This is a genomic window from Methylobacterium sp. DB0501 (assembly GCF_011043735.1).
Lineage (GTDB): Bacteria > Pseudomonadota > Alphaproteobacteria > Rhizobiales > Beijerinckiaceae > Methylobacterium > Methylobacterium alsaeris.
Map to the genome: position 1 here is coordinate 14,668 of NZ_JAAKGV010000039.1, position 14,912 is coordinate 29,579.

Genomic DNA, 14,912 nt, shown 5'->3' on the forward strand with positions numbered 1-14,912 from the left:
GCTCGAGGCCGTTTCAGCGCTCGAGGCACATGGCGACGCCCATGCCGCCGCCGATGCACAGGGTGGCGAGGCCCTTCTTGGCGTCGCGGCGCTGCATCTCGTGCAGCAGGGTGACGAGGACGCGGGCGCCCGACGCGCCGATCGGGTGGCCGATGGCGATGGCGCCGCCGTTCACGTTGACCTTCGAATCGTCGAAGCCCAGGTCCTTGTTCACGGCGAGCGCCTGAGCCGCGAAGGCCTCGTTGGCCTCGATCAGGTCGAGGTCGGAGGCCTTCCAGCCCGCCTTCTCGAGGGCCTTGCGCGAGGCCGGGATCGGGCCGGTGCCCATGATCTTCGGGTCGACGCCGGCGGTGGCCCAGGAGGCGATGCGGGCGAGCGGCTTGAGACCGCGCTTCTCGGCCTCGGCCGCCGACATCAGCACCAGGGCTGCGGCGCCGTCGTTGATGCCCGAGGCGTTGCCGGCGGTGACGGTGCCGTCCTTCGAGAAGGCGGGCTTCAGCTTGGCCATGCCTTCGGGCGTCGCACCCTCGCGGATGTACTCGTCGGCATCCACCACCACGTCGCCCTTGCGGCCGGGCACGGTGACGGGGGCGATCTCGTCCTTGAAGCGGCCTTCCTTCTTGGCGGCCTCGGCCTTGTTCTGCGAGCGGGCCGCGAAGGCGTCCTGCTCCTCGCGGGTCAGCTGCCATTGCTGGGCGATGTTCTCGGCGGTGTTGCCCATGTGGTAGCCGTTGAAGGCGTCCATCAGGCCGTCCTTCAGCATCGTGTCGATGAGCTTGAGGTCGCCCATCTTCTGGCCGCCGCGCAGGTACTGGGCATGGGGGGCCATCGACATCGATTCCTGGCCCCCGGCCACGATGATGTCGGCGTCGCCGTTGGCGATCTGCTGCATGCCGACCGCGACGGTGCGGAGCCCAGAGCCGCAGAGCTGGTTGAGGCCCCAGGCGGTCTTCTCCTGCGGGATGCCGGCGGCCATGGCGGCCTGGCGGGCCGGGTTCTGGCCCTCGCCGGCGGCGAGCACCTGGCCGAAGATCACCTCGTCGACCTCCTCGGGGGAGACCTTGGCCCGCTCCAGCGCCGCCTTGATGGCGACCGCGCCGAGCTTGTGGGCCGGCACGGTGGCGAAGGCCCCGTTGAACGAGCCCACCGGGGTGCGGGCGGCGCCCACGATGACGATGTCTGCCTTCTCGGCCATACGCCTCTCCTCTCGATCCTCGCCCAGCGTCGCAGGCTGCCGATGCCGGCATGTCCCGTACGTTGCGGTGGATGAAAGCGTTGGCATGCGGGAAGTCAAGGCGTGCGCGCCCCCCGATCGCGCTGGCAGCGCGGCCAGTTTGCGTGGACGGCTCGCAGATTGCTATTTTCGCCAGCACACGAAGGCCTTAAGGTCCGATCATGAGAACCGGTGAAAATTCGGCTCGCCCGGCGCCGTCTAGCTCCCGCCGGGTTCGCCAACAGGGGGACAGCGTACCGATGGCGGATAGCGGCAAGTCGACACCCACCGTCATCAAGAAGTACGCCAACCGGCGTCTCTACCACACGGGCACATCGACCTACGTCACCCTCGAGGACCTGGCCGCCATGGTGCAGGCCGGCGAGGATTTCGTGGTCTACGACGCCAAGTCGGGCGAGGACATCACCCGCTCGGTGCTGACCCAGATCATCTTCGAGCAGGAGAACAAGGCCGGCGCCGAGAACCTGCTGCCGGTGGCCTTCCTGCGCCAGCTGATCCGCTTCTACGGCGACAGCATGCGGGCGATGGTGCCGAGCTTCCTCGAATATTCGATGGACCACCTCGCCCGCGAGCAGGACGGCCTGCGGGAGAAGATGTCCCAGACCTTCGGCCCCACCGCCTTCCAGCACGCGATGGAGGAGCAGGTCCGCGCCAACATGAGCTTCTTCAACGAGGCCATGCGGATGTTCACGCCGTTCAACGCCGGCGGCCAGGCCGCGCCGGGCGACAAGCCGGCGGAGGCGTCGGCCCCGGTCGCGGCCGCCGCGCCCAAGGGCGAGCTCGACGACCTGAAGCGCCAGATGGCCGAGATGCAGAGCCGGCTCGAGGCCCTGGCCAAGAAGTAGTCGCCTCGGCCGGGGAACACGGCAGGCGGCTTGCGGCGTTGACCCGTCGTCGCTTCGCGGAGCCCCCGCCATGTCCCATCCCGATACGCCCGTCCCGAGCCCGGACACGCCCAGCCGGGCCCTGGTCCCGACCGAAGCCGCGTCTCCCGTACCGCCGGTGCCGGCCCGGCCCCTCGCGACCTTCCTGGTGCAACTGATTGACGGGCCGAGCGGGAACCTGCGGCCCTCGCGGCTCGACCGGTCGCGGGTGGCATCGGCGCGGTACGCGGCGAACGGCGAGATGTCGTGACACGCCGTTCACCGCGGCAGGTGCATCGAGCATGCGCCCGGCATCCGGCCCCTCCGCGGGTCCAGGGATGACGCGGAGGGGACGAGGACCGTCGGCCCTCAACCCCCTCCCCCACCGGCTGCGTCGCAAGGGAGCCGGCAGGGGATGATGCGTCACCGTCGCGCCGAGCACCGCATGGTCCGGCACTCGGCCGGAGCGACCGCCGCCCCGGGAGCGGCCGCCACGCAGGCGATGATGGCGTGGCACGACCTCATCTCCGGGAGGATCCGCCCGGGTTGCCGGCCCGCCTCGGCGAGCCGGGCGAACAAGCGCTGGCGATGGGAGCCGCCATGCCGGAAGGCCACCACGGTTCCGGGCCGGCTCGGCTCCCGGCCCTTGGCGGCTCTCGTCGTGCCCCCAAACGAGAACGGCGCCCGCGAGGGGCGCCGTCATCCCGTGCCGGTCCTTGAGCGGCGCGGAAGCGCCGCTACGCCGGATCACGCGTCGGACTTGACCTTCAGGACCTGGCGACCGCGGTACATGCCGGTCTTCAGGTCGATGTGGTGCGGGCGACGCAGCTCGCCGGAATCCTTGTCCTCGACGTAGGTCGGGGCCTTGAGGGCGTCGGCGGAGCGGCGCATGCCGCGCCGCGACGGAGAGGTCTTTCGCTTCGGAACGGCCATTGGAACTACTTCCCGTGCAACAAAACAGGCGCGTAGAGGCCCCTAGGCGGAGCCGCCGCGCGCGTCGCGATCCTGATCGGAGCGGGGTCTATAGAGGAGACGCGCCGCCCTGGCTAGGGGACCGGTCCCAGAAATCCGCTCACCCGCGTCATACACCTATTAAGCTGACGTTCAACGGCGGAGGTCGCATGATGGGCCCAGCCGCTCCGGACAGCCCAGATCCGGGCGCCCGAGGGCGGCCTGATCGGAGCTGTCCCGATGACGCGCTTTCCCCGCCTGACCCGCGCCCTGGCGCTGACCGCCCTTCTCGCGGCGGGCCCCGCTCTCGCCCAGACCCCGGCGACGCCCACACCGGCGACCCGGCCGGCCCCCACCGCCCCGGCTCCGACGGCGCCCACCGCCCCGAAGGCGCCCGAGGCCCCGAAGGCGGCCCCCGCCGCCCAGCCGGCGCAGGCGGGCAAGCCCGCCCTCCTCGACCTCAACAGCGCCAGCAAGCAGGAGCTCGAGACCCTGAAGGGCATCGGCGCGGCGCGCTCCGAGGCGATCATCAAGGGCCGCCCCTATCGCGGCAAGGACGAGCTCCTGTCGAAGAAGATCGTCCCGTCGAACGTCTACGAGGACATCAAGGACAAGGTCATCGCCCGTCAGAAGAGCTGAGCGCACCGCATCCTTGCCGGCTCGGGAGCGGGGTGATAGGCGCCGGGGCAGCCACGACGACGCTCCCCCGGACACCCCTCCCATGCCCCACCGCCTGCACCGCGGCGACCTGCCCGACGATTACGTGCCGGGCCCGGCCATCGCGATCGACACCGAGACCCTCGGCCTCCAGCCCCATCGCGACCGGCTCTGCGTGGTGCAGATCTCCCGCGGCGACGGCGAGGCCGACCTGGTGCAGATCCCGAAGGTCGGCCCCGAGCCGGTGGTGCTCAAGCGCGTGCTCGCCGACCCCGCGGTCACCAAGATCTTTCATTACGCCCGCTTCGACCTCGCGGTGCTCTACCATCGGCTGGGCGTGATGCCGGGGCCGGTCTACTGCACCAAGATCGCCTCGCGGCTGGCCCGCACCTATACCGACCGGCACGGCCTCAAGGACCTGGTACGCGAGTTGGTCGGCGTCGATCTGTCGAAGCAGCAGCAATCCTCGGATTGGGGCGCCGAGACCCTGACCCAGGCGCAGATCGACTACGCGGCGTCCGACGTGCTGCACCTCCACGCCCTGCGCGAGCGGCTCGACATGATGCTCGCCCGCGAGGACCGCAGCGCCATGGCCCAGGCCTGCTTCGACTTCCTGCCGACCCGCGCCCGCCTCGACCTGCTGGAATGGGACGAGACGGACATCTTCGCGCATAGCTGAGCGCGAGACGGAAGCCTGGCGGTTCCGTTAACCTCGCGGCCATAACTTCGACACCGCGCCGGGGCATGGGGACTCAAGTCCCGCGCGCCCCGCGCCGGATGTCGGCACGATGCAGGCGGCCACGACCTTGCAGCACGCTTCCCCGCTCGACGCGATCCCGTCCCCGGGCCTCGACCCCCGGCGCCTGCGCGCCCATGCCCGGGCGCGGCGGCACAGCGCCCAGGTGCGCTGGCTACGCCGCGCCATCCCGCTCGGGGCGGGCGCGGCGGGGCTCGCGATCGTCGTCGGCACCTGGCTCAACCCCTTCGCGGATCTCGGCGTCTCGGTCAGCCTCGGCTCGATCGGCGTTTCGGGCTCGAAGGTGACGATGGAGAGCCCGCGCCTCTCGGGCTACCGCTCGAAGGACAACCGGCCCTACGTCGTCACCGCGAAGGCCGCCCTGCAGGACGTGCGCAAGCCCTTCGTGATCGAGCTGCAGAGCATGCTCGGGCGCCTCACCACCGACGAATCGGGCGGGCTCGCCCATATCGAGGCGACGGCCGGCATCTTCGACACCCAGAAGGAAGCGCTGGACCTGAGCCAGCACATCCGCCTCTGGACCGACAAGGGCCAGGAGGCACGCCTGACCTCGGCCCATGTCGACTTCAAGGCCGGCACGATGTCCTCCCGCGAGGCGGTCACCGTCACGATGCCGACCGGCTCGATCAAGGCGGACGGCCTCGACGTGACCGAGAACGGCAAGACCATCTCGTTCGTCGGCAACGTCAAGGCGGTCTTCTCCAACCACGCGCCCTCGGACGAGGCTCCGCCGCTGCGGACCACCGAGGCCCAGATCAAGGACGAGTGAGCCCGTGCGTCCCCGTCTCCCGGCCCTCGCGGCGCTCGGCTGCCTCACCGTCGTCGCCCTCGCCCTCCCCTCCTCGCCGCGGGCCGAGACGCCCGCCCCGGCCGCTGCGAAGAAGAAGGAGGCCGGCTCCGGCTTCGGCGCCTTCGGCAGCGGCGGCGGCAAGGAGCCGATCAAGATCGACGCCGACCGGCTCGACGTGTTCGACCGCGAGAACAAGGCGATCTTCGCCGGCAACGTCGTGGCGGTGCAGGGCGAGAGCACGATCCGCTGCTCCAGCATGACCGTGCATTACCAGCGCAAGGAGAAGGATCCGAAGGGCAAGGGGGCCGAGGCCAAGGGCTCAGAGACGAAGCCTGACGCGAAGGCGTCCATCGCCCAGCCGGCGGAGGCCAAGCCCACCGACGGCAAGCCCGCCGAGAAGGCGGTGAAGGTCGAGGCCAAGCCCGAGCCCAAGGTGGAGAAAACCGAAAAATCCTCCGATCCGACCGACGGCAGCGCGATCCGCCAGGTGGTCTGCGCCGGCCCGGTGACGGTGGTGTCGAAGGACCAGGTGGCGAGCGGCGACAATGCGGTGTTCGACCGGGTGGCGAACCGGGTCGTGCTGACCGGCAACGTGGTGCTGAGCCAGTGCCAGAACGTCACCCGCGGCTCGCGTCTCGTCTACGACATGAATACCGGCCGGGCGAACATGGACCCGGTTGCCGGTGGGCGTGTTTCGGCGATGTTCGTGCCGGGCGGCAAGGATGACGGCGCCAAGGGCAAGCAGGCGGGGTGTGCGCAGCCGCCGGGCCAGGCGGGGAAGGCTGCGCCGAAGCCGCGGGGGTAGATGGGGAAGTAAGGACGATTAGCTTGACCGTGGGACATGCCGCTGAAAGTGGAAATCGGCGGTCGACGCCCGCATGTCCCTAAACAGCATGTGCGGAAAACCCCTCAAACCCCGTTTTCGCACATAACATCAATCCGACAGGGTTTGTCGCATATTTCCTACGGTGACGGTCGTTGCGCTTCGCGGCTGGCTGCTCCCACTGCCGGCAAACACATGTTTACCGCACCACCTAGGTCTGAGGGTCGGAACGACCGCATGAGGTGGGGAGCGGCCCTTGACCTCCCCGCCCGAAGCAGACGTTCTGCAAGCGACCCAAATCGGTCAGCCAGGTAACGAGCTATAATCTCACAACGATTTTGCCAAAATGCCTACCGCTCCGGAGGTGGGCGAGCGCATCATTGATGTCTGATGCTGCAAAAATCCGATCAATAACTGGGCGGATTTGATGGTCGCCGATAAAGCGGTTCATCGCGCGGAAGTGAGCGACCGAACCAACTGTGACGCCGTGGATATCAGCATTCTGCCATTGTAACCGCATTAGATCAGGCGTCGATCCGAAACCTGTCAGGACGCCGACCTGAACGATGTGTCCGCCGGCTGCAACGCTTCGGATCGATCGTTCATATGTATCAGGACCGCCTAACTCGAGGATATGGCTGGCGCCCTCGCCGTCTGTTGCCGCCAGAACCGCGGCGTCCCACTCCGGAGTCGTTCGATAGTTGATACCGACCTTCGCGCCCAGCTCCCTCGCCCGCGCGAGTTTTTCGTCAGACGAAGACAGGAGAATGACCCGCGCGCCGATCGCTTGAGCAAATTGCAGGCCGAATAGGCCCACACCGCCGGTTCCCTGGATCAGCAGGGTATCACCTGCCCGGAGACCTGCACGGACGACAAGACCATGCCATGCGGTAACTGCCGCGCAGGGTAGGCAGGCGACTTCGACTGATGACAGATGGCTAGGCGCTCGTACTAACGCGGTAGCCGGCAGCACGACATATTCGGCGAGCATCCCGTTAGTCTCTGCGCCGCCATGTGCCGATGGCATGTACCCAGGGCGGAAAGGTCCATCGAGCCAGTCGCGGAAGAAGGAAGCCGCGACGTGGTCGCCGACCTGAAAGTTCTGCACGCCATCGCCTATCGCCTCGACGATGCCCGCGCCATCCGAGAGCGGAATACGACCGTTCAGGCCGCCCTTCGAGGCAGCATCGAGTATCAACAGGTCGCGATAATTGAGGCTGGACGCCTCCATCCGCAGGCGGACTTCACCGGCACCTGGCTCGGGCAGAGGCACTTCTACTTCGAAGATCGAAGACGCACCGTCAGCATGCTGTAGGTGATATTGTTTCATACCGGTTACCTCGAGAGGCAGCCCTTGCGGCGACCGGCTATGTTGCTAAACCCTGACAGCGCTGTCAGGGTCAAGAGGCATTTTCATGAAGATCGGCGAGCTAGCTGAGCGCACCGGCATTAGCGTCCGTATGCTGCGCTATTACGAAGCTGAGGGTTTGCTGCGTCCTACACGGACCGGATCAGGCTATCGAGACTTCAGCGAGGCCGACGCAGAAACGGCGCAGCGCATTCGTCTTCTTGGTTCCGCCGGTCTTAACCTAAGAACGATCCAGCAACTTCTCCCGTGCGTGCAGAGTGACCATCCATTGTTCACTCCCTGTGACGATTTAAGACGCATTCTAACCGAGCAGATCGAACTATTTGACCGCCGAATAGAAATTCTGAATCAAAGTCGCAGCATTTTAGCCGGGTTCCTCTCCAGCGCCAGCTAGCACTACAGTTGCAAGCGCCGATTTGGCCCGACATCGGCGGGTCCAGCTCACATGAGCCACGGTCGCTCGACGCTCGCTGGAAAGCGGCTTGCAACCGTAGTGTTAGGGTCAAAACTCCATCAGCTTGACCGTGCGAAGGACCGTTGAGGGTTGGCGCAGACCCATGAAGCGCCCGTCAGCGTTAGGTGTCAGCCAACACGCCCGACCGACCACCTTAGATGTCGGAAAACACCTGTTTGCCGTACAGCAGAGCCTGAGGCCTGAAATGACCGCTTGGGGTGGCAAGCCGTCGTTCCGACTGCGTGCTGGCACGTCTTAAATCTGTTCTGAATAGAAAATTGCTCGATTTAGATGCACAGTACGTTTACCTCCTTGTGTAGGATTATTCCCATCATTTCAACTCTGTCATTAGGCTTCTCAACATGCCCGCGTTCCCTTCTTGGATACGATGCGCTCCGCACGGGCGTAGTTGGATACATTATACAATCGGAGTGTTATTAAATGCAATGCTGTTTGCGATGATCGGGCCTGCCATCGGAGGCCTCATGATGGCATTTGGTAATATTATTGCCGTCCCTATAACTCTGGCCGTTGCTTATATTCACTTCACTAGGACTGCATTTATCGCCGGTGGATGCGTGGCAATTATATCCAGCTTCATTATTACAAATTGGAAACTATATGCAGTTTCTGGAGCAATAGGTGCTATCAGCGCGATGACAGCAGCAGTTTTGACGCTCAGAGCTGACATCAGCCTGTCCCTCCTGATTGTCGGCGTTCCGGGAGCGGTCGCGTCGGCTGTATGTACTCGCATAGCCCGACCCTTCAGGCTTGCGCCGACTAACTCCTATTTTGCGCGAGCATCGATCCCTGATTAAGCAAATTCTTGAGGGGTACGGTATGCAGCAGGAGGAACTGGTTCGTGTGGAAAGCGGAAGTAGACTGGTTCAGGCTGTCCCGACGAGTGGGCACTCCCGGCAGGAGTCCGACCTTTCGAGTATTGATGAGGCGATGATGGGCCGCGAAAAAGTGGATAAGGTTGAGGCTAGTCGGTCGCCAATTTGCGTGCGGCTCGCAAGGCTCTGGCACCGGCACGACATTGATTTTGGCTTTGCGTTAAACCTCCTCGTATGCGTTCCGCTTTTCGTGATGTCTCGCCTCGCAAAGGATAATCCGTGGTGGGGGCAAGCGTTCTTGGCGGTTGGCATACTCTACGCAGCAATCTTGTTTATTTTCTATCGCTGGCGAAAACATAGGTCGCGGTAAGATAAATGTGTTTCATTTCCAATTAATATTGTTGAAGAATTCAGCGGGCTATACGGCGACTGCTATGGGTGGAAACGGACGTTATGCGAGAGCTCACTGATTATCGTTCGTATGCCGTGGTCGCGACATGCTCTGTGCTGCCAAGACAGCCTGGATAAGTGAGATCAAGATAAATGCACCACTGAAAGATAAAAGTACTACAGTGTAGCGTGGACCGACGACAACCGGACCATAACAAGAATTATTAGGAGCAATGATCTGAACGGTCGAGCCAATATGTAGATTTTTGTGATCGACGGGAATATTTACCCGGGCTTTGCAATTTGTTATATCATTTAATATATTCTTATCAAAGGCGATATCCGCAACATATTTACCCTTAAAGTATTCATATGACAGAACTGTTGCAGAAATATGAGGCATATTATGTATCATTTTCTCTTCACGATACGACCTAAGACCAAATCCACCCACCAGCATGCTTGCAAAGCCTGCCATCAGAGCTCCATAGGCAAGGATGGAGCGGTCCGCTCCCTTGTCGAAAGTACCAGGTGACTTGGACAAGTTTAGGTGTTCCTCAAGCATGCATAGGTATTGCCCGGCAGTCCTGCATCAACGTCTACAAAGGGTCGGGAGCAGCCCATGGGGCATTGTCAGGGGCGAGCCGGCATGCCCAGCCGGCCACTTCGGATGTGCGGAAAACACCTGTTTTCCGACACGTAAGCGTGACATCCGAAATGGCCGCGAGGGACCGGGAGCAGACCCGCACACAGCCAAGCAGCGTCCCTGCGGAGGTATAACGGCCCGGCGATCATCCCGCCGGGCCGCCCCATTCGGATTACGCCGAAACCAACGGCGTCCCCGCCTCCGCCGTGCTGTCCGCCTCGACCTTCACGCCTTCGCTCCCCTGCGCCTCGACCACCGCCGCCGCCGTGATATTGACGATGCCCCGCGCCGTCACCGACGGGGTGAGGATGTGGGCGGGCTGGGCCGGGCCGAGGAGCAGCGGGCCGACCGGCAGGGCGTCGGCGAGGGTCTTGGAGAACTGGAACGCGATGTTGGCCGCGTCGAGGTTCGGCATGATCAGCACGTTGGCCTCGCCCTTGAGGCGCGAGCCCGGCAGCACCCTGTCGCGGATCGCCTGCGACAGGGCGGTGTCGGCCGCCATCTCGCCGTCGACCTCGAGGTCGGGGGCGCGCTCGCGCAGCAATGCCAGGGCTTGGCGCATCTTGCGGGCGGACGCGGTGTCGAAGGAGCCGAAATCGGCGTGGCTGACCAGCGCGATCTTCGGCGACAGGCCGAAGCGGCGGGCGGTGTCGCCGCAGGCGATGGCGACGTCGGCGATCTCCTCGGCGCTGGGGTCGGGCCGGACGTGGGTGTCGGCCAGGAAGTAGGCGCCCTTCGAGGTGACGATGAGGCTGAGCGCCGCGAAGTCCCGGGCGCCCGGGGCGAGCCCGATGATGTCGCGGATCACCCGGAGCTTGCTCTCGAAGCGGCCTTCCAGCCCGCAGATCAGCGCGTCGGCCTCGCCGCGGCGCACGGCGAGCGCGCCGATCACCGCGTTGTTGGTGCGAACGAGCGTCCGGGCGGCGTCCGGCGTGATGCCGCGGCGGCCGGCGAGGTCCATGTAGGTCTGGACGTAGGTGCGGTAGCGCGGATCGTCGTCGGGGTTGATCAGCTCGAAATCGTGCCCGGCCCGGATCGCGAGGCCGAAGCGCTTCAGGCGGGTCTCGATCACGCTCGGGCGGCCGATCAGGATGGGCTTGGCCAGCCCCTCCTCGACGATCGCCTGGACGGCGCGCAGCACCCGCTCGTCCTCGCCCTCGGCGTAGACGACCCGGCGCGGATCCTCCTTCGCCTTGGTGAAGACCGGCTTCATGATGAAGCCCGAGCGGTGGACGAACCGGTCGAGGGACTCGGCATAGGCCTGCACGTCCGGCAGCGGGCGCTTGGCGACGCCGGAATCCATCGCCGCCTTCGCGACCGCCGGGGCGATGCGCAGGATCAGGCGCGGGTCGAACGGGCTCGGGATCAGGGAATGCGGGCCGAACGGCCGCGCCTCGCCGCCATAGGCGCGGGCGACGACGTCGGAGGGGGTCTCGCGGGCGAGCCCGGCGATCGCCTTCACGGCCGCCGCCTTCATCTCCTCGTTGATCGTGGTCGCACCGACGTCGAGAGCGCCCCGGAAGATGTAGGGGAAGCACAGGACGTTGTTGACCTGGTTCGGAAAGTCCGACCGCCCGGTGCAGATCATCGCGTCCGGCCGCTTCTCCTCGGCGAGGTTCGGCATGATCTCCGGATAGGGGTTGGCGAGCGCCATGATGAGCGGCTTCTCGGCCATCCGCTCCAGCATCTCGGGCTTCAGCACGCCGCCGGCCGAGAGGCCGAGGAACACGTCGGCGCCCGGGATGACCTCGGCGAGCGCCCGGGCCTGGGTCTCCTGGGCGTAGACCGACTTCCAGCGGTCCATGAGCGCCTCACGGCCGCGGTAGACCACGCCCTCGATGTCGGTGACGAAGATGTTCTCGCGCCGCGCGCCGAGCGAGACGAGCTGGTTGAGGCAGGCGAGGGCCGCCGCGCCGGCACCCGACGTCACGATCTTGACGTCCTCGATCCGCTTGCCGGCGAATTCGAGGCCGTTGAGGACCGCCGCCGCCACGATGATCGCCGTGCCGTGCTGGTCGTCGTGGAAGACCGGGATGTTCATCCGGGCCCGGCAGCGCTCCTCGACCTCGAAGCACTCGGGCGCCTTGATGTCCTCGAGATTGATGCCGCCGAAGGTCGGCTCCAGGGCCGCCACCACGTCGACGAGCTTGTCGACGTTCTTCTCGTTCAGCTCGATGTCGAAGACGTCGATGCCGGCGAACTTCTTGAACAGGACCGCCTTGCCCTCCATCACGGGCTTGGAGGCGAGCGGCCCGATATCGCCGAGGCCCAGCACCGCGGTGCCGTTCGTGACCACCGCGACGAGGTTCTGGCGCGTCGTCAGGGTCGCGGCCTCCTCCGGATCGGCGGCGATCGCCTCGCAGGCGGCGGCGACGCCGGGGGAGTAGGCGAGGGCCAGGTCGCGCTGGTTGCCCAGCGGCTTGGTCGGCTGGATCTCCAGCTTCCCGGGCCGCGGATTGCGGTGATAGAACAGCGCGCCGCTCTTCAGATCGTCCGAAATGTTGCTGCTCACCGCGCTGTCTCCCCGGATCGCCCAAAAAGTCGGGCTTGCCATCCCGCCCGCGCCTCATCAGGGAGCCCGCGGGTGAGGGGTTTCCTGCACCGCCTGCGGCAGGGGCGCAACCCTCACAACGAGACCCGCCTGCACCTCGCCAAGCTCGCGTCCCGGTACGGCTTCCGGATCGGGCCGTACTCCTACGGCAGGCCGAAGGTTCGCTTCCCGGAATCCGGCGCGCGACTGTCGATCGGCCCGTATTGCTCGATCGCCGACAAGGTCGAGATCCTGCTCGGCGGCAACCATCGCACCGATTGGGTCTCGACCTACCCGTTCGCGGCCATGACGGGCCTGTGGCCGGATCTCGACGCCCCGGAGGCCTACCACGCCTCCCGCGGCGACGTGGCGATCGGCGCCGATGTCTGGCTCGGCTCGGGCTGCCTGATCCTGTCGGGGGTCACGATCGGCCCCGGCGCCGTGGTGGCGGCGCGCGCGGTCGTGACCCGGGACGTGCCTCCTTACGCCATCGTCGCCGGCAACCCGGCCCGGGTGATCCGGCACCGCTTTCCGCCCGCGACGGTCGCAGGCCTGGTGGAGACCGCCTGGTGGGACCTGCCGCCGGAGCGGGTGCGGACCCTGGTGCCGCTGCTCCAGGGCGGGAACGCCGAGGGCCTGGTGCGGGCCTTGCGCGAAGGCGACGGGCGCGAGCCGTGATCCGCGCCCCGACGACCGGAGCCCGGACGACCCGGCCCGCATTTTCTTGCGCCAACCGATGTGACACGCCGCCCGATGCGGCTTAGAGGCAACCACCAGGGACGCGGCCCGCGCCGGCGAGGTATGGGCCGCTCTGATCGTTTCACTCCGTCACGCCGGGCGCCCGCGCCCGCCATCTCAGGATCCGCCATGACCTCGACCCGCAACCCGGGAGCCGCCGCCCGATGATCGTCTCCCCCCTGATGACCGTGATGGTCGATGCCGTGCGCAAGGCGGCGCGCGGGCTCAAGCGCGATTTCGGCGAGATCGAGAACCTGCAGGTCTCGCGAAAGGGGCCGGGCGACTTCGTCACCGCCGCCGACCGCAAGGCCGAGGCGACCTTGCGCGAAGCCCTGATGAAGGCGCGGCCGGGCTACGGCCTGATCATGGAGGAGAGCGGGGTCATCGAGGGCCAGGACAAGACCCATACCTGGCACGTCGACCCCCTCGACGGCACCACCAACTTCCTCCACGGCGTGCCGCATTTCTGCATCTCGGTCGGCCTCGAGCGCGAGGGCACGATCGTCGCCGCGGTGATCTACGAGCCGATCAAGGACGAGCTCTATCTCGCCGAGCGCGGCAAGGGCGCGTTCCTCAACAATAAGCGCCTGCGGGTTGCCGCCCGGCAGGACCTCGCCGACGCCCTGGCGCTCTACGGCTCGCCCTATCTCGGCCGCGGCAGCCATCCGCGCCTGCTCAAGGAGCTGGCCGCCGTGATGGCGGTGACCGGCGGCGTGCGCCAGACCGGCTCGGCGGCGCTCGACCTCGCGGCCGTCGCCTGCGGCCGCGCCGACCTCTACTGGGAGCGCGACCTCCAGACCTGGGACATGGCCGCGGGCCTGCTCCTGGTGCGCGAGGCCGGCGGCTTCGTCAGCAGCGCCGACGGCGGCGCCGATCCGATGACCGCCCGCTCGGTCGCCTGCGGCAACGAGGTGCTGCAGCGCGAGCTCGTCGCCCTCCTGCGCAAGGTCGGCGGCTGACGCGCCTGCCCGGACCGCGCCAGCCGGTCCGGGTCCCCGCCCGAACTCACGAGAACCCGAAGGTCTCCGCCATGGACCCGCGCACCCTGTCCGCCCTCAAGGACGCGATCCGCTCGATCCCGGACTACCCGAAGCCCGGCATCGTGTTTCGCGACATCACCACCCTGCTCGGCGATGCCCGCGCCTTCCGGCGCGCGGTGGACGAGCTGGTGCATCCCTTCGCGGGCGGCCGGATCGACCAGGTCGCCGGCATCGAGGCGCGGGGCTTCATCCTCGGCGGCGCGATCGCCCACCAGCTCTCCACGGGCTTCGTGCCGATCCGCAAGAAGGGCAAGCTGCCCCACACCACGGTCTCGATCGCCTATGCGCTGGAATACGGCACCGACGAGATGGAGATCCATTCCGACGCGGTGAAGCCCGGCGACCGGGTGATCCTCGTCGACGACCTGATCGCCACCGGCGGCACCGCCACGGCGGCGGTGGAGCTGCTGCGCCGGATCGGCGCCGAGGTGGTGGCGGCCTGCTTCGTCATCGACCTGCCGGAACTCGGCGGCGCCGACCGCCTGCGCGCGCTCGACCTGCCGGTGCGCACCCTGATCGAGTTCGAGGGGCACTGATCGGGATAGGGGGCGATCCTTACGGATCGCTCCCCTCCCACACCACCCGGCATGCGGGTCCGCACCGGGCGGTTCGAGGAGTTGAGGTCAGGCGAGACGTGGCAGGCCGAGCTTGTCCGTCCAGGCCAGGGTCAGCACGCCGTTGAGCGCCATCCCGCTGTTGCGCCACCAGCGGCGGCTGTTGGCCGCCACCGGCAGAGCGCCCTCGGGTTTGGCGCCCAGCGCCAGCAAGGCCCGGTAGATGGTCGGGCCGCGCCTCCACTGCTTGAGCTGGATCGCTCGCACCCGGTGGCGCACC

General features: G+C 66.6%; 15 protein-coding genes and 1 pseudogene. 10 read left to right on the top strand and 6 right to left on the bottom strand.

All coding sequences use genetic code 11. The features are described 5' to 3' along the window. Positions 1-13: 13 nt before the first annotated feature. Positions 14-1,195 (bottom strand): acetyl-CoA C-acetyltransferase, encoded by a 1,182-nt coding sequence (locus G4G93_RS33230; RefSeq protein ID WP_165091573.1) that lies wholly within the window; start codon positions 1,193-1,195, stop codon positions 14-16. Between the two features lie 278 nt (positions 1,196-1,473). On the opposite strand from G4G93_RS33230, the gene phaR reads away from it, so the two are divergent. Further along, positions 1,474-2,079, top strand: coding sequence for a polyhydroxyalkanoate synthesis repressor PhaR (phaR, locus tag G4G93_RS33235; protein WP_165091574.1), 606 nt, complete (start codon positions 1,474-1,476; stop codon positions 2,077-2,079). Positions 2,080-2,149: 70 nt separating this feature from the next. Further along, positions 2,150-2,368 carry a hypothetical protein gene (locus G4G93_RS33240; protein WP_165091558.1) on the top strand — a complete coding sequence of 73 codons (219 nt, stop codon included), beginning with the start codon at positions 2,150-2,152 and terminating at the stop codon, positions 2,366-2,368. 476 nt (positions 2,369-2,844) lie between these two features. Here G4G93_RS33240 and rpmF read toward each other — a convergent pair whose 3' ends face one another. Continuing rightward, positions 2,845-3,030 (bottom strand): 50S ribosomal protein L32, encoded by a 186-nt coding sequence (rpmF, locus tag G4G93_RS33245; RefSeq protein WP_048425702.1) that lies wholly within the window; start codon positions 3,028-3,030, stop codon positions 2,845-2,847. A 258-nt stretch (positions 3,031-3,288) separates the two neighbouring features. Between rpmF and G4G93_RS33250 the strand changes: the two genes are divergently transcribed. The 4 genes from G4G93_RS33250 (at position 3,289) to G4G93_RS33265 (ending at position 6,057) form a co-directional block, all read left to right on the top strand. Continuing rightward, the gene (locus tag G4G93_RS33250; protein WP_165091576.1) at positions 3,289-3,687 is read left to right on the top strand and encodes a ComEA family DNA-binding protein; all 399 of its coding nucleotides are present in this window, start codon (positions 3,289-3,291) and stop codon (positions 3,685-3,687) included. Between the two features lie 82 nt (positions 3,688-3,769). Beyond that, positions 3,770-4,384 carry a ribonuclease D gene (locus G4G93_RS33255; RefSeq protein WP_165091578.1) on the top strand — a complete coding sequence of 205 codons (615 nt, stop codon included), beginning with the start codon at positions 3,770-3,772 and terminating at the stop codon, positions 4,382-4,384. A 109-nt stretch (positions 4,385-4,493) separates the two neighbouring features. Further along, positions 4,494-5,231, top strand: a complete 738-nt coding sequence (gene lptC / locus G4G93_RS33260; protein WP_165091580.1) for an LPS export ABC transporter periplasmic protein LptC — start codon at positions 4,494-4,496, stop codon at positions 5,229-5,231. A gap of 4 nt (positions 5,232-5,235) precedes the next feature. Next, positions 5,236-6,057 (top strand): LptA/OstA family protein, encoded by an 822-nt coding sequence (locus G4G93_RS33265; protein WP_165091581.1) that lies wholly within the window; start codon positions 5,236-5,238, stop codon positions 6,055-6,057. 337 nt (positions 6,058-6,394) lie between these two features. Here the strand turns inward: G4G93_RS33265 and G4G93_RS33270 are convergent, their stop codons facing one another. Further along, positions 6,395-7,405 carry an NAD(P)-dependent alcohol dehydrogenase gene (locus G4G93_RS33270; protein ID WP_165091583.1) on the bottom strand — a complete coding sequence of 337 codons (1,011 nt, stop codon included), beginning with the start codon at positions 7,403-7,405 and terminating at the stop codon, positions 6,395-6,397. An 85-nt stretch (positions 7,406-7,490) separates the two neighbouring features. On the opposite strand from G4G93_RS33270, the gene G4G93_RS33275 reads away from it, so the two are divergent. Then, positions 7,491-7,838, top strand: a complete 348-nt coding sequence (locus G4G93_RS33275; protein WP_165091585.1) for a MerR family transcriptional regulator — start codon at positions 7,491-7,493, stop codon at positions 7,836-7,838. A 1,359-nt stretch (positions 7,839-9,197) separates the two neighbouring features. On the opposite strand, the gene G4G93_RS33280 is transcribed toward G4G93_RS33275, so the two are convergent. Beyond that, on the bottom strand, positions 9,198-9,668 hold the full coding sequence (locus tag G4G93_RS33280) for a hypothetical protein (RefSeq protein ID WP_165091587.1): 471 nt from the start codon (positions 9,666-9,668) through the stop codon (positions 9,198-9,200). A gap of 274 nt (positions 9,669-9,942) precedes the next feature. Continuing rightward, complete coding sequence (locus G4G93_RS33285) at positions 9,943-12,282, bottom strand: NADP-dependent malic enzyme (RefSeq protein WP_165091588.1); 2,340 nt, start codon at positions 12,280-12,282, stop codon at positions 9,943-9,945. A gap of 84 nt (positions 12,283-12,366) precedes the next feature. Here G4G93_RS33285 and G4G93_RS36335 point away from each other — a divergent pair, with 84 nt between their 5' ends. The 3 genes from G4G93_RS36335 (at position 12,367) to G4G93_RS33300 (ending at position 14,614) form a co-directional block, all read left to right on the top strand. Beyond that, complete coding sequence (locus G4G93_RS36335) at positions 12,367-12,978, top strand: CatB-related O-acetyltransferase (protein WP_165091593.1); 612 nt, start codon at positions 12,367-12,369, stop codon at positions 12,976-12,978. A 224-nt stretch (positions 12,979-13,202) separates the two neighbouring features. Then, entirely contained in the window at positions 13,203-13,997 is a 795-nt protein-coding gene (locus G4G93_RS33295) for an inositol monophosphatase family protein (protein WP_165091590.1), read from the top strand. 71 nt (positions 13,998-14,068) lie between these two features. After that, on the top strand, positions 14,069-14,614 hold the full coding sequence (locus tag G4G93_RS33300) for an adenine phosphoribosyltransferase (RefSeq protein WP_165091592.1): 546 nt from the start codon (positions 14,069-14,071) through the stop codon (positions 14,612-14,614). Between the two features lie 87 nt (positions 14,615-14,701). On the opposite strand, the pseudogene G4G93_RS33305 reads toward G4G93_RS33300, so the two are convergent. Continuing rightward, positions 14,702-14,912, bottom strand: a pseudogene (locus tag G4G93_RS33305) (group II intron reverse transcriptase/maturase); the annotation flags it as partial.